The sequence below is a fragment of the Streptomyces gobiensis genome (genome assembly GCF_021216675.1).
GTDB classification, from domain to species: domain Bacteria; phylum Actinomycetota; class Actinomycetes; order Streptomycetales; family Streptomycetaceae; genus Streptomyces; species Streptomyces gobiensis.
This window is the reverse complement of the sequence record NZ_CP086120.1, coordinates 2,248,943-2,263,309: the sequence shown is the minus strand read 5'-3', so window position 1 is coordinate 2,263,309 and position 14,367 is coordinate 2,248,943. Positions and strand designations below refer to the sequence as shown.

General features: G+C 72.2%; 12 protein-coding genes. 6 read left to right on the top strand and 6 right to left on the bottom strand.

Annotated features, from left to right (window positions below):
- Positions 1 to 4: 4 nt before the first annotated feature.
- On the bottom strand, positions 5 to 2,398 hold the full coding sequence (locus test1122_RS10305; protein WP_232268866.1) for a helicase-associated domain-containing protein: 2,394 nt from the start codon (positions 2,396 to 2,398) through the stop codon (positions 5 to 7).
- Between the two features lie 41 nt (positions 2,399 to 2,439).
- On the opposite strand from test1122_RS10305, the gene test1122_RS10300 reads away from it, so the two are divergent.
- Positions 2,440 to 3,384, top strand: coding sequence for a hypothetical protein (locus tag test1122_RS10300; RefSeq protein WP_232268865.1), 945 nt, complete (start codon positions 2,440 to 2,442; stop codon positions 3,382 to 3,384).
- 259 nt (positions 3,385 to 3,643) lie between these two features.
- A complete protein-coding gene (locus test1122_RS10295; protein WP_232268864.1) occupies positions 3,644 to 4,276 on the top strand; it encodes an HAD family hydrolase in 633 nt (210 codons plus the stop codon).
- Here test1122_RS10295 and test1122_RS10290 read toward each other — a convergent pair.
- Positions 4,255 to 4,491, bottom strand: coding sequence for a hypothetical protein (locus test1122_RS10290; RefSeq protein WP_232268863.1), 237 nt, complete (start codon positions 4,489 to 4,491; stop codon positions 4,255 to 4,257). The two genes, test1122_RS10295 and test1122_RS10290, sit on opposite strands and share 22 nt — an antisense overlap.
- A gap of 180 nt (positions 4,492 to 4,671) precedes the next feature.
- Here test1122_RS10290 and test1122_RS26570 point away from each other — a divergent pair, with 180 nt between their 5' ends.
- Positions 4,672 to 5,055: a cold-shock protein gene (locus test1122_RS26570; RefSeq protein ID WP_277879822.1), complete on the top strand. Its 384-nt coding sequence runs from the start codon at positions 4,672 to 4,674 to the stop codon at positions 5,053 to 5,055.
- Positions 5,056 to 5,257: 202 nt separating this feature from the next.
- On the opposite strand, the gene test1122_RS10280 is transcribed toward test1122_RS26570, so the two are convergent.
- Genes test1122_RS10280 through test1122_RS10265 form a run of 4 tightly spaced genes read right to left on the bottom strand, consistent with a single transcriptional unit; the run spans position 5,258 to position 8,767 of the window.
- Entirely contained in the window at positions 5,258 to 6,118 is an 861-nt protein-coding gene (locus test1122_RS10280; RefSeq protein ID WP_232268862.1) for a 1,4-dihydroxy-6-naphtoate synthase, read from the bottom strand.
- A complete protein-coding gene (locus tag test1122_RS10275) occupies positions 6,106 to 6,786 on the bottom strand; it encodes a futalosine hydrolase (RefSeq protein WP_232268861.1) in 681 nt (226 codons plus the stop codon). The genes test1122_RS10280 and test1122_RS10275 overlap by 13 nt, the downstream gene beginning before the upstream one ends.
- A 29-nt stretch (positions 6,787 to 6,815) precedes the next feature.
- A complete protein-coding gene (locus tag test1122_RS10270; protein ID WP_232268860.1) occupies positions 6,816 to 7,337 on the bottom strand; it encodes a DUF2771 domain-containing protein in 522 nt (173 codons plus the stop codon).
- A 26-nt stretch (positions 7,338 to 7,363) separates the two neighbouring features.
- On the bottom strand, positions 7,364 to 8,767 hold the full coding sequence (locus test1122_RS10265) for an MFS transporter (protein WP_422396960.1): 1,404 nt from the start codon (positions 8,765 to 8,767) through the stop codon (positions 7,364 to 7,366).
- Between the two features lie 258 nt (positions 8,768 to 9,025).
- Here test1122_RS10265 and test1122_RS10260 point away from each other — a divergent pair, with 258 nt between their 5' ends.
- The 3 genes from test1122_RS10260 to serC all read left to right on the top strand — a co-directional run bounded on the left by test1122_RS10260 (position 9,026) and on the right by serC (position 14,365).
- Positions 9,026 to 9,874, top strand: a complete 849-nt coding sequence (locus tag test1122_RS10260) for a DUF3027 domain-containing protein (protein ID WP_232268859.1) — start codon at positions 9,026 to 9,028, stop codon at positions 9,872 to 9,874.
- Positions 9,875 to 9,979: 105 nt separating this feature from the next.
- Entirely contained in the window at positions 9,980 to 13,063 is a 3,084-nt protein-coding gene (locus test1122_RS10255) for a sacsin N-terminal ATP-binding-like domain-containing protein (RefSeq protein WP_232268858.1), read from the top strand.
- Between the two features lie 183 nt (positions 13,064 to 13,246).
- Positions 13,247 to 14,365, top strand: a complete 1,119-nt coding sequence (serC, locus tag test1122_RS10250) for a phosphoserine transaminase (protein ID WP_232268857.1) — start codon at positions 13,247 to 13,249, stop codon at positions 14,363 to 14,365.
- Positions 14,366 to 14,367 lie beyond the last annotated feature (2 nt).

Genomic DNA, 14,367 nt, shown 5'->3' with positions numbered 1-14,367 from the left:
CCTGTCAGCCGTCGGCGAGTTCGGCGACGCCGGTGATGCGGTGCAGAGGGTAGGTGCGGACCTCATCCGCTGTGTGGTCGTACGCGGTCACAAAGCCGCCCTCGACCCGGACCGGGGCGATGACGCGCTGGCTGGCGGCGCCGTCGGCGTTGACGTAGCCGATCCACACCGCCTCTCCCGTCAGCACCGCCGACTGCATCGTGGCGAGGGTGTCCGCCGAGGTGGTGCGGGGCAGCGCGCCATCCGGGGTGGCCTGGCGCGGTGCCTTCACCCGGTGCGGTGCCGTGGCCGCCAAGTCACCGGCCCGGATGGCCCGTACGGCGGCGGTCAGCAACGTGGTGTCCGGCTGCGGCGGGCCGTCCGGCACCGGTTCCGGTGCGCTGCGCGGCGGTGTGCGGTGGGCGTCGGCGCGGGCGATCAGCACATCGCCGGCCGCCGACTCGGCGGCCGGGGCGTACCCCATCTCCCGCAGCCGGGTGAGGAGTTGGTCGGGGGCTGCGGGCGAGGCCAGCACGGTCGGCGCGAGCAGGCGCAGCCGGAGCGGGGCGGAGCGCTTGTCGGCGAGGATCTCGGTGAGGAGCGCGTCATCGTCGCAGCGGACATAGGAGGACGCCGCGCCCACGCGGAGGTGGCCGTGTCTACGGGCCACATCGTCGATCAGATACGTCAGCGGCTGCGGCACCGGCGTACGGGAGTGCGTGGCCAGAAACGCGTGCAGGTCGGTGGCGGTCCGCCCGGCGTCCAGCGCCCGGCGTACGGAGCCGGGGCTGAAACGGTAAACGGTCGCGCCGCCCTTGGACTCGATATCGGCGAGCACCCCAAGGGCCTGCGCGAGTGGCCGCTCCAGCGGGCCGGGCGCCACGGCGGTGAGGTCGGCCTGCAGCAGCACATGGTCCAGCGGCTCGGGAAGAAGCGGGGCGAGCTGTGCGGCGGCGGCTTCAACCTGCGTCCCGGCGGCCAGCAGCGGCCGTGCGTACCCGGCCAGTGCCCCACGACCCGTCAGCCCGAGCCGCTCCGCCTCCGTCAGCGTCCAGTGGCACAGCCGCTCCCGCAGCGCACCGTCCGCCCGCAGCGGCCGCTCCCAGCGCAGCCGGGCCAGCACGGCCGCCCCGTCCGGGGCACCGCCCTCCGGCAGGGTGGCCAGCAGCTCCAGCATCCGGCGCCGCAGCGACGGTGCCAGGGTGCGGTCCAGCCCCGGGCCGAGGGCGGACAGGGTGCGGCCCTTGGTGTCCCGGGTGCCGACCAGCCCGGGGACGCGGGTGGCGCTGAGCCAGGCCGTGATCAGTGCCGCCCAGCGCCGCTGCGGCGCCAGCTCAAGCCAGTCGTCGTAGCCGGGCGTTGGTGCGTACCGCTCATCGGTTTCCCCGTCAGAGGCCAGCAGCCCAGCCGCGTACGCGAGTTCGATCCAGAAGGCGGCTTCCTCCTCGGAGACGTCGAGTGCCACGGCGGTCCGCTTGAGGTCGCGTACGCCCAGACCACCCGCTCGCAGCACGGCCGGAGCGCTGCTCTCCCACTCCTTCAGCAGCTCTTCCACCACCCCCACAGCGGTGAAGGCCTGACCTGCCGCGGTGGTGTCCACGGTCTTCACCGTGTGCACCGCGGACGATTCGATCACCGGCGCCAGCGGCTCGAGATCACGGTGGGCGCGGCCGTTTCGCAGATGGAGCGCGGCCTCGCGGGGCAGCACGACCGTGCGCGGACCGGCGGGCAGCAGCAGTCCGCGGTCGAGCAGCCAGCACACCGGCGCCGAAGGGGAGGTGGAGACCTCACCGTAGGGCGGGCCCCAGGTCAGCTTGGAGAGCATCGCCGTCGCCTCGGCGGGCGCCTGGGCCAGCAGGGCGGCCATCCGCTCGCGGTCCGTGAACAGCTGCACCAGCGCCGCGAGGGCGCTCACCGGATCGTGTGTCGTGGGGAGACCGGCGGCGGTCAGGATTTCCTGGAGACGACCGGGGGACATGCCGACGCTGGCTTCCGCGAGCGAGGGGCCGAGACCGGTCGGTGAGGGCGTGGTGGCCGAGGGAGTCAGCAGCTCCCGGGCCGTACGGACCAGCCGGAGCCGGTCGTCACGGCCCCAGATGAGGGCCTGCGCACGGAGGTCGGCCAGCGCGCGGGGCAGCTCGTCCTCGCCCCCCGGCAACAGGGCCGCGAGGGTGCCGAACGGGCAGGGGTCCGGCGCCACGGCCAGCGCCTCCGCCGTCTGCAGGGCGAAGCGGTCGAGCCGCTCCAGGGCCCGTACGACGGACGCCCGGGTGCCCGCCCTGGTGGCGAGCTGGGTGAGATCGCCGGGGACCGGTGAGAGCAGATCGGGGCGGGTACGCAGCAGCTCGGCGAGTGCGTCATCGGGCCGGGAGCGCAGCTCGTCGGCCAGCGTGCGCGGAGAGCCGGTCTCACTGGTCATCCGTACAACGGTACCGGGCCCTGGCGCGATACGGTCCTCGCGTGGGGATCGAGAGCGAGCAGCTCGTATTCGACTATCTGAGCCGGGTCGGAGACCTGGCTCACAGTACGCCGATGTCGGCCGCCGAACGGGCGCGGCTGGTCAGCGATCTGCGGGCCACCATCGACCGGCAGCGGGCCGAGGCCGACGGCGGGGCGGAGTCCCCGGGCGCGGTGAAGAAGATCCTGAAGCGGATCGGCAGACCGGAGGATGTCGTCGCCTCGGCGGGCGCTGGCGGCGGCGGCCGTGGTGAGCCCGCGGTGCCGGAGCAGCGGACCTCGTCGGCCGCCTCGGCTACCGCCGCGTCACCGCCGCATCTGGCGGGCATGGACGAGCTGACGTCCGCCGAGTCGGACCCGGACTGGTGGCGGGGCGACCCGAGCCCGTACGCCAAGGGCAATGGCGGCGAGGTCAGCGGCTTTGTCGGCGGTATCGAGATCCCGGAGATGCTGAAGCCACCACCGGTGGACGGCCAGCCCGGCCAGCCCGGCCAGCCCGGCCCGTCGGCTCCGGAGCCCGAGCCGGGGTCCCGCAAGGGGGTGCTGGGCCGGTTGCGCCCGGCGAAGGGCGTGCTGCTCGGCGCCGGTGACGGTGTTTCCCGCGTTTCCCGCGTCGGCGGTCCCGTAGAGCTGCTGGCGGCGCTGGTGCTGGTGGCGGGCGCCGTACTGGGCAACCTGATCACCCTCGGGGTGGGCTGGCTGTTGGCCTGGTGGTCGCCCCGGCTCAGCCGGACCGAGGGCAAGTGGGCGGCGATGGGCATGCCCGGACTGGTCGCGGGCGCCGGGCTGGTCTGGCTGTGGGGACGGGTCAACGACAGGTGGGGCGAGCCGATTGGGGAGGGGGAGATGGCGGGCGTGCTGAACGACGCGTATCCGTGGGTGCTGCGTGGTGCGGCTGTCGCCAGCGCGCTCTTCCTCCTCTGGCGCGCCCGCCGCCGCGCGGCCTGACCGCTACGGGGTTGTTTCCCCTATGCCCGCCCCTTCCCGAAACTGGGGGCTCCGCCCCCAGACCCCCGAGGTGTTGTGGGCACTCGGGCCGCCCGAGGGGCGATGGGGGTCCCCCCATGCCCTTAAGGCTATGGGGGAGGGTGGGCACAACACCGGCCGCCGGAGCCGCACCCGGCCAACCCCGGGCCCCGGGGCGAAGCCCCGGTTACGGGAAGGGGCGGGTATTGGGGAACCCACCCCGCGCCGGGGGCCCTGCACAATGGGCGCCATGGCTTCGCACACCGTGACGGTCGGATTCGACCTCGATATGACGCTGATCGACTCCCGCCCCGGCATCAAGGCGGCCTACCAGACACTCGCCGCCGAAACGGGAACGTATATCGACTGCGATCTGACCACCACCCGCCTCGGCCCACCGCTCGAGGAGGAGCTGGCTTACTGGTTCCCCGAGGAGCAGATCCCGGCCGTCGCGGACCGCTACCGCGAGATCTACGTCCAGCACGCCATCACGCCGACCCTCGCCATGCCCGGCGCCCGGGAGGCCATCGCGGCCGTGCGGCAGCTCGGTGGACGGTCGGTCGTGGTCACCGCGAAGTACGAGCCCAACGCCAAGCTGCACCTTGAACACCTCGGTATCGAGGCCGATGCGATCGTCGGCTCGCTCTGGGCCGAGGCAAAAGCGGACGCGCTGCGCGAGCACGGGGCGACGGTGTACGTCGGTGACCACACCGGCGACGTCCGTGGCGCCCGTACCGCCGAGGCGCTGTCGGTCGCCGTGGCCACCGGCCCCTGCTCTCGGGACGAACTGCGCGCAGCCGGAGCCGATGTGATCCTGCCGGACCTCATCGCCTTCCCGGCGTGGCTGAACGGCTACAACGCCGACGTGGTCTGACGCCGCTGCTGCGCAGCCGAGCGCAGCACCCCGGCCGCCGCGAGGGCGAACCCAACGCCCATCAGCATGCAGACGAAATACGCGATGGCCGGAAATCGCTGCGTGCCGAGAAAGAGCGGGGCGAATGTGATGAGCGTTGCCACCGCGCCGACGGCGAAGACGATTCCACCGATTCGTACCAGCAGATCCCCTGCTCGGGGCGTTTCATGAGTCACCCGTACAGGGTAGGCCGGTGAGGAAGCGCACGGAGGAACCGCCCGGGGGCATCTTGTCACCGGGCTCCAGGAGATTAACCTTGGTGCTGGCGGGTCCTTCGGCCCGCTGTAGTGCTATTCAGAGCCGGATTTCTGCTACCCAGCCCGGCTGATGCGACGAGTACGAGGACGAGGACAGACGTGCCTACCGGCAAGGTCAAGTGGTTCAACAGTGAGAAGGGCTTCGGCTTCCTCTCCCGTGACGATGGCGGTGACGTCTTCGTGCATTCGTCGGTGCTCCCGAACGGCGTGGACTCGCTGAAGCCAGGACAGCGTGTCGAGTTCGGAGTCGTCGCGGGGCAGCGGGGAGACCAGGCGCTCTCGGTCACGCTGCTCGACCCGGCACCCTCGGTCGCTGCCGCGCAGCGGCGCAAGCCGGATGAGCTGGCGTCGATTGTGCAGGACCTCACGACGTTGCTGGACGGCGTTTCGCAGCAGCTTGAGCGTGGCCGCTATCCGGATAAGCAGCATGGGCACAAGATCGCGGGGATGCTTCGTGCGGTAGCCGACCAGCTCGACGTTTAGGGCGCCCCCAGCGTTATGCGGCTCCGCCGCGTGGCGGGGCTCCGCATCCGGCTGCGGGGGGCCGCGGGTGGGTTTCCCCAATTCCCGCCCCTTCCCGGAAACCGGGGCGAAGCCCCGGGGCCCCGGGGTTGGACCGGTGCGGGCCGGTGGCCGGGTTGTGCCCACCCACAGCCCCTCGCGGGGCTGCGAGTGCCCACAACGCCTAGTACGGTCTCAGCGCGTTCGGGTTCAGGGGCGGGACCAGGCCCTCTGCGGCGGCGCGGGTGAGCAGGCCGCGTACCGCCGCATAGCCGGCTTCGCCGAGGTCGGCGGTGAATTCGTTGACGTAGAGCCCGATGTGCTGGTCCGCCACGGCCGGATCCATCTCCTTCGCGTGCTCCAGCACATAGCCGCGTGAAGCCTCCGGGTCGTCCCAGGCCATCCGGACCGACGTACGGGCGGCTTCGGCGAGCGCCGTCAGCCGCTTCCGGCCCAGCGACCGCTTGGCGATGATCGCGCCCAACGGGATGGGCAGCCGGGTGGTCCGCTCCCAGTGCTCGCCCATATCCGCGAGCCGGTGCAGCCCGTAACGGCGGTAGGTGAACCGGGCCTCGTGGATGACCAGACCGGCGTCCACCCTGCCGTCGCGTACGGCGGGCATGATCTCGTGGAACGGGAGCACCACCACCTCGCCGACATCGCCGGGCACCTCAGCGGCGGCCCACAGCCGGAAGAGCAGATACGCCGTGGAGCGCTCACTGGGCACGGCCACCGTCCTGCCGCTGAGGCTGATGCCCGGGTCCCGGGTCAGCAGCAGTGGTCCGCAGCCCCGCCCGAGCGCGCCGCCGCAGGGCAGCAGGGCGAAGTCGTCCAGCACCCAGGGGAGGACGGCGTAGGACACCTTCAGCATGTCGAAGGGGCAGTCCGCGCCGCGCTCGGCCAGGCCGTTGGTGATGTCGATATCCGCGAAGGTCACCTCCAGCGGGGGCGCGCCCGGTACCAGACCGTGCGCCCAGGCGTGGAAGACGAAGGTGTCATTCGGACAGGGGGAGTACGCGGTCTTCACGGGTTCTACGGGTTCCACGGGCGCTCTTTCCAGCCCTCGACTACGGGTGTCATCTTCCTGAACGCCTCGGTGAGCGCGGCAAGCGCCGCCGGGATGCGCCAGGCCGCGCGGTCACGGGGGCCAACGGGGTTTGAGATCGTACGGACTTCCAGCACGGGGAGGCGGTGCCCGGCAGCGGCCTCCGCGACCCCGAAGCCCTCCATCGCCTCGGCGACGGCCCCGGGGTGCAGCCGGGCCAGCTGGGCTGCCCGCTCGGCGCTGCCCGTGGTGGTCGACACGGTGAGGATGGGCCCGTACGCGGCCCCGGTCACCTCGGCGACGGCCCGGGCGAGGCGGTCCGGCGGCCGGTGCGTATCGGTACCGAAGCCCAGCTCCGCCACGGATGTGAACCCGTCGGAGGTCTCGGCGCCCAGGTCCGCCGCGATGATCGCGGAAGCGACGGCGACACCGGGCGGGTCTGACGGGTCTGGCGGTTCCGCGGAGAAGCCGCCGCCGATACCGGCTGAGATGACGAGCCCGTAGGGGCGCCCTCCCCAAGCAGCCGCCGTCAGCGCCGTCGCCGTGGCCGCCGCCGCGGCGGCCGGTCCCACTCCGGCGGCGAGCACATCACCGGCGGCGAGCAGATCACCAGCACGCAGCACCGCGTCCCGCTCCGGCGGGACGGCGGTGACGACCAGCGTGCGCATGCGGTGAACCGGACCGTGCTGCCGTTCGGCTACTTCTTCTCGACCTTGAAGTGCCAGACGCCGTAGTACTCATCGTCCGACGTGGTGCTCTCCTTGGCCTCCACGATGCTGACGTTGGCGGACTTGGGGAGAGCCTGGCTCTGGGCCGCCCGCGCGGCGATGGAGAAGATGTAGTCGGCCTCGAATGTGCGGTAGGTCGACTTGAAGGTCCCCAGCGCCGGCTGGCCGTTGACGAACACCTGCCAGCCGTTTTCGGAGATGGCCGGTTCTACGCCGAAGCCGATGTTGTCGCCCTCGCTGACCTTGATCTCCCTGACCTCGTCGGCGCGGAACTTCTCGACGCAGGAGGCGAAGTCCTTCTTGCCGAGCCGTTCGCCGCCCTTGTAGCAGGCAGCCTCGGTGTGAGCGCTGTCGGAGCCAGCGGTGAGGGTGGCCACCGGCGTCGGCTTCTGACAGGCGGACAGGGCGACGAGCCCGAGAGTGACGGCGCCCACAGCGATGGCTGTCCGGGTAGCGCGGCGGCTACGGGCCTGAGAGAGCATGCTGGTCATGCGGGCAGGCTACCTTTACGCCCCGGTCAGGCGACGCGGGGGTGTGGCGTGCCGCGCCGGGCGGCCAGGACCAGCCCGCGCAGCGTCGTGACCGCGCCCACCGCGATGATGGCGGCGGCCACCGTCATGCCCATCGTCGCCAGCAGCGGCAGCGAGATCCCGATCACCCCGCCGAACACCCACGACATCTGTACCAGCGTCTCCGAGCGGCCGAACGCGGAGGTACGGACCTGCTCCGGCACATCCCGCTGGATCAGTGCGTCCAGCGACAGCTTGCCCAGCGCCTGGCAGATGCCCGCGATGGCCGCGACGGCCGTCACCGTGACCATGCCGTACAGCGCCGCCGCCGTGATCGTCGCGGTGAGGGCGAGGCTCAGCACTACCGCGATGATCACCTCTGGGCCGCGCGCCTTCAGCCAGGCGCCGATCGCCGTACCCAGCGCGTTGCCCAGGCCCGCCGCCACCGCCACCGTGGCGAGCGAGAAGGCCGCCGTCATTCCGCCCAGTGGATGCTCGCGCAGCAAGAACGCCAGGAAAAAGGTGAGAAAGCCGGTGAGCGCGCGGATTGAGGAGTTAGCGATCAGCGCGTTCAGCACCGCGGAGCCGACGGTCCGCAGTCCTGGCCGCTGCACCGCACGGTGGCCGTGCCCCGGGACATGCCTGGTCACCCAGGGCTCGCTCTCCCCGGCAGCCGCCGTGAGCCGCGCCTTCCGCTCCCCCTTGGCCGAGTCCACCATGTGCGGCAGCGAGAAGGCGAGGAACATCCCGACGATGTAGACGGCGAACGCGCCGTAGAGCGGCCACTGCGGACCGAACTGATGCAGCCCCGCGCCCAGCGGCGCCGCCGCACCGGTGGCCAGCAATCCAGCCAGCGTCAGCCGGGAATTGGCCCGCACCAGCGAGATACGCGGCGGCAGCAGCCGCGGTACCACCGCTGACCGCACGATGTTGTACGCCTTGGACGCCACCAGCACACCCAGCGCCGCCGGATACAGCTCAAGACCCCCGCCGGCGACCGCACCCGACAGCATCAGCGCGAGCATCGCCCGGGCCAGCATCGCCGCCGCCATCGCGGCCCGGCGGCCGTGCGGAATACGGTCCAGCAGCGGGCCGATGACGGGCGCCAGCAGTACGAAGGGCGCCAGGGTGACCGCGAGATAGAGCGCGACCCGGCCGCGTGCCTCATCCGTGGGGACCGAGAAGAAGATGGTGGAGGCGAGCGCGATCGTGATCATCATGTCGCCCGCGGAGTTCACCGCGTGCAGTTCGATCAGTTTGCCGAGCCCGGACTCCCCCGCGCCCTCTGCGTGCGTCGCGCGCCGGATACGGCGTCCGAGCGCGGCGGGCGGCCGGTGAACGGCACGCCCGAGGCCCCGGGCGAACCGCTGTGTCAGCCCGGGACCCCGCTCCGACAACGGTGTGGTGCCCACGTCGACAGTCTGCCCCAGCGGACACCCATTTGACCCGGAACCCGGTGTGCGGCTCCCGGCTGCCGCGCTGGTCCACCGGGCGGCGGCTACCCCGAGTGGGGTAGCGTGGAAGGGCAGTGCGCCTCGCACGGCCCTTCCCTTCGCGGGCGCGGACGTCGTAGCGGCCCCCCGGTCCGCTCCGCCCACCCAGCAGGCTCGGGCACACGGTGGCGTACGCGCGACACGGCGTAGGAGAAAACGATTCTTGTGAGTGCTGCGATGCGAAGCCGTACCCCTGACCGGCTGTGCGCCGAGGCAGTCGAACTCGCCCGGGAAGCGGCCGCAGAGGCCGCCCGGCCCGGCACGGTCGGCGAGCATCTCGGGGCCGTCGCCGACGGCGACCGCGTCGTCACCCACTTCTTCGAGTGTGCTGAGCCGGGCTACCAGGGCTGGCGCTGGGCCGTCACCGTCGCCCGCGCCTCCCGCGCGAAGACCGTGACGCTCGATGAGACCGTTCTGCTGCCCGGCCCGGACGCGCTCCTCGCCCCCGAATGGGTGCCGTGGAGCGAGCGGCTGCGCCCCGGCGATCTGGGCCCCGGCGATCTGCTTCCCACCGAGGCCGAGGATCTGCGTCTGGAGCCCGGTATCTCCGGGGAGGACGCGCCGCCGCCGGACTCCGTGCTCGCGGAGGAGGAGCTGGAGCAGCGGCCCGTCCCACGGATCGCCGAAATCAGCGGGTTCGCCGAGGAAGTGGGCATGGGACGTGCCCGGGTGCTCTCCCGCTATGGCCTGCATGTGGCGGCCGATCGCTGGGAAGAGGAGTACGGCCCCAAGACCCCCATGGCTCAGGCGGCCCCCGCCTCCTGTGTGACCTGTGGCTTCCTCGTCCCCCTTTCGGGTTCGCTACGGCAGGCCTTCGGCGTCTGCGCGAATGAGTTCTCCCCGGCGGACGGACACGTCGTCTCGCTCAGCTACGGCTGCGGCGGCCACTCCGAGGCAGCCGTGATGCCGAAGCCGCCGCGCCCGGCGCCGCCGGTGATCGACGAGACCCGGGTGGACGAGCTCGGCCTGCACGACACGGAGCCCGACCAGGAAACCGAGACAGAGCACGGCGAAACCGGGGACTAGAAACCAGGGACCAGGGGCTGGAAACCAGGGACCAGAAACCGGGGACTGACCGCTCACGGCGGGGCAGCTGGAAACAGGTGACGCACCGAGCGGTAGCGTCACCGCATGGCCGTAGACCTCTTCCGTACCGCAGACCTCCGCCGCAGCGTGCTTGACGCCTGGTCGGCGTCGCCCACCCGGTTCCGCGAGGACGCCAACGCCGAAGAGGACCTGGCCCTCGGCGGCTACCGCGACCGGCTCGTCATCGAGCTCGCCCAGAACGCCTCCGACGCGGCCGCCCGCGCCGGAGTGCCGGGCAGGCTGCGGCTCACCCTGAAGGACGGCACGCTCGTCGCCGCCAATACGGGCGCGCATCTGGACGCGGCCGGTGTGGAGTCGCTGTCGACACTGCGGGCGTCGGCGAAACGGGATGAGGCGGCGGGCGCGCGGTCCGTCGGCCGCTTCGGTGTCGGTTTCGCCGCCGTTCTCGCCGTCACCGATGAGCCCAGCATCGTGGGACGTTCCGGCAGTGTCCGCTGGTCGCTGTCCGAGGCCCGCGAGATGGTCGCCGAGGTGCCCGAGCTCGCCGATGAGCTGCGCCGCCGCGAGGGACATGTCCCGCTGCTGCGGCTGCCGCTGCCCGCCGAGGGCAGCGCGCCGGAGGGCTACGACACCGCCGTGGTGCTGCCGCTGCGGGACGCCGCCGCGCAGGAGCTCGCCGCCCGGCTGCTGGCCCGGGTGGACGACGCGCTGCTGCTCACCCTGCCGGGGCTGGCCGAGGTAACGGTCGAAACGGCGGAGGGCCTCAGCACCCTGACGCGACGCCAGGAGGGCCCGTACACCGTCATCGGCGACCGGCGGTGGCGGGTCGCCAGCGAATCGGGGATCGCGGACCCCGCGCTCTTCACCGGCCGCCCGGTCGAGGAGCGCAGCCGCCCCGGCTGGACGGTCACCTGGGCGGTGCCGGTCGACGCCGACGGCGCGCCGGTCTCGCCCGTACGGTCCGGTACGGCGCCGGTGGTGCACGCGCCCACGCCCACGGACGAGCCGCTGGGGCTGCCCGCGCTGCTGATCGCCTCCTTCCCCCTGGAGCCGACCCGGCGCCATGTCGCGCCCGGTCCGCTGACGGACTTCCTGCTGGAGCGCGCCGCCGATACGTACGCCACGCTGCTGCGCGACTGGCACCCGGTGAGCACCGCGGTGATCGACCTGGTGCCGGGACCGCTGGGCAAGAGCGAGCTGGACGGCGCCCTGCGGGCGCTACTGCTGGAGCGGCTGCCCCGGGTGCCGTTTCTGCCCAGCGGCGCCGAGACGGAGGACGGCGAGCCGGAGGCGTTGCGCCCGCGTGACGCGGAGATCGTGGAGGGCGCGGGGGCGGCGACCGTCGCCGTACTGGCGGAGCTCTTCCCCAGCCTGCTCCCGGCGGGCCTGGAGCGCCGCACCGAGCTGCGGACGCTGGGTGTGCCCCGAATCCCGCTGGGCGAGGTCATCGACCGGCTGGCGGGAGTGGAGCGCGACCCGGCGTGGTGGCGGCGGCTCTACGACTCCCTCGCCGGGGTCGACCCGGACCGGCTCACCGGACTGCCGGTGCCGCTGGCCGGGGAGGGAGGCCGCACCATGATCGGGCCCCGTCATGTGCTGCTGCCGCTGCCCGAGATGACCGGCGCCGACCGGCTCGCCCGGCTCGGTCTGAAGGTGGCTCACGAGGAAGCGGCGCACCCCTTGCTGGAGAAGCTGGGCGCCACCTCCGCGACACCGCGTTCGGTGCTCACCACACCGCAGGTCCGGGCGGCGGTCGCCGCGTCCCTCGACGCGGAGGAGGCGTGGGAGGGCGGCTTCGGGGAGGAAACCGGCCTTGACCCCGAGGAACTGGCCGACACGGTGCTGGGGCTGGTGCATGACGCGGGGCTCAGCCCGGGCGATGAGCCCTGGCTGGGTGCGCTGGCGCTCCCCGACGAGGAGGGCGAGCTGGCACCGGCCGGCGAGCTGGTCTTCCCCGGCAGCGCCTTTGAGCAGGTCATCCGGGAGGGTGAATTGGGGGTGTGCGACGCGGAACTGGCCGAGCGGTGGGGGGAGCGGCCGCTCACGGCCGTCGGCGTGCTGGCCGACTTCGCGCTCGTACGGGCCCAGGATGTCGTCCTTGACCCGGATGAACTCGAACCACGCGACAGCGACTTCGCCGAGCCCGACGATATCGGGCTGCTCGACGCGGTCGACGTGTGGTGTGAGGACGTGCTGGACGGGCTGCCCGAGACCCCGGTGCCGCCGGTGGCGACGGAGGTCATCGCCGTCCGGGACCTTGACTTGGTCGACGATGACCGCTGGCCGCAGGCGCTCGCCATGCTGGCCCAGCCGCCGCTGCGGGACGCGCTGACCGCGCCGGTGCGGGTGCTGCTGCCGGACGGTACGGCTGAGGTCGTACGGCCCTATACGGCGTGGTGGCTGCGCGGCCACCCGGTGCTGGACGGCCGCCGCCCGGCCGGTCTGCGGGCCGCCGGCGGTGACCCGCTGCTGGACGGGCTCTACGAGGAGGCGGACGCCTCGGGCTTCGCGGATCCCCAGGTGCTGCGCGCCCTGGGGGTACGCACCTCGGCCGCCGCCCTGCTGGATGAACCGGGCGGCGCGGCGGAGCTGCTGTCCCGGCTGGCCGACCCCGCGCTCCCGGTCGGCCCGGCACAGCTGCACGGTCTGTACACGCTGCTGGCCGATCTGGACCCGGCGGGGGTCACCCTCCCGGAAGAGCTCCGCGCGGTGGTCAACGGCGAAGTACGGGTCGTGGACGCGGCCGACACGGTGGTAGCGGACACCCCGGATCTGCTCCCGCTGGCCGGGGACCGGGCGCTGCTGCCGGTACGTCCCGGCCAGGCGGCCCGGCTCGCCACGCTGCTGGAGGTACGGCGCCTGAGCGAGATGCTGGACGCGCGGCCGCCCGCCGACGGTGAGCTCCGCGAGGTCCCGGACAGCGTGCGCGTCCTGCTGGGTCCCGACGCCCCCACCACCTATATCGAGCACGACGAGCTGCTGATCGAGGGTGTTGAGCTGGACTGGCGGCTGGCCCCCGACGGTGTGCTGCACGCCAGCACGCTGGAGGGCGTGGCCGCCGGTCTCGCCTGGGCGGCGGCCGCCTGGCCCCGCCGCTTTGAGGTCGCGGCCCTGCTGGAGGACCCCTCCCGCACCTCAGAACTCACGGTGGCCCGCTGGTTCGACTAGCTGCCTTTGCGCTGCCTTTGCGCTGCCTTTGCGCCTAAACCGGCGCGGCTCTCGCCGACCTGGTTGCTCGCCGTTGGGGTTGCTCAATTGATGGTTGGGGTTGAGGGTTGCGGTGGTGGTTGTTGCCGTCTCATGGGGTGGACGTCCCCGCTCGCCCCTCGTACAGCGGTTACCCTCGCTACCGTGGCTGAGATCCAGATTCCCGCTGACATCAAGCCCGCCGACGGTCGATTCGGCTCGGGTCCCTCCAAGGTGCGTACGGAGGCGCTCAGCGCCCTCGCCGCCACCGGTACATCTCTGCTGGGCACCTCACACCGGCAGCCCCCGGTGCGGAACCTGGTCGGGAAGGTCCGCCAGGGCGTGGCGGATCTCTTCGCCCTCCCCGAGGGGTACGAGGTCGTCCTGGGCAACGGCGGCGCCACCGCGTTCTGGGACATCGCCACCCATGGACTGATCGAGGCCAAGTCGCAGCATCTGTCGTTCGGCGAGTTCTCGTCGAAGTTCGCCAAGGCCGCCAAGCAGGCGCCCTGGCTGGCCGAGCCGACCATCATCACCGCCGAGCCCGGTACGCATCCGCTGCCCCAGGCGGAGCAGGGCGTGGATGTCTACGCCTTCACCCACAACGAGACCTCCACCGGTGTCGCCACCCCCATCAAGCGGGTCGCGGGCGCTGACGAAGGCTCCCTCGTCCTGGTCGACGCCACCTCCGGCGCGGGCGGCCTTCCGGTCGACATCGCCGAGACGGACGTCTACTACTTCGCACCGCAGAAGTCCTTCGCGGCCGACGGTGGCCTGTGGATCGGGGTCTTCTCCCCGGCCGCGCTGGAGCGCGCCGAGCGGATCGCGGCCAGCGACCGCCATATCCCGGCGTTCTTCGACCTGCCCACCGCGATCGACAACTCGCGGAAGAACCAGACCTACAACACCCCGGCGCTGGCCACGCTGTTCCTGCTGGCCGACCAGCTGGAGTGGATCAATGGCCAGGGCGGACTCGACTGGGCGGTCCGCCGCACCGCCGACTCCGCGCGCCGTCTGTACGGCTGGGCGGAGGAGGCCAAGTACGCCACCCCGTTCGTCACCGATCCGGCGCAGCGTTCGCAGGTCGTCGGCACCATCGACTTCAACGACGACATCGATGCCGCCCAGATCGCCAAGGTGCTGCGGGCGAACGGCATCGTGGACACCGAGCCCTACCGCAAGCTGGGCCGTAACCAGCTGCGGGTGGCCATGTTCCCGGCCATCGACCCGGCCGATGTCGAGGCGCTGACCGCCTGCGTCGACTACGTCATCGAGCAGCTGTAGCC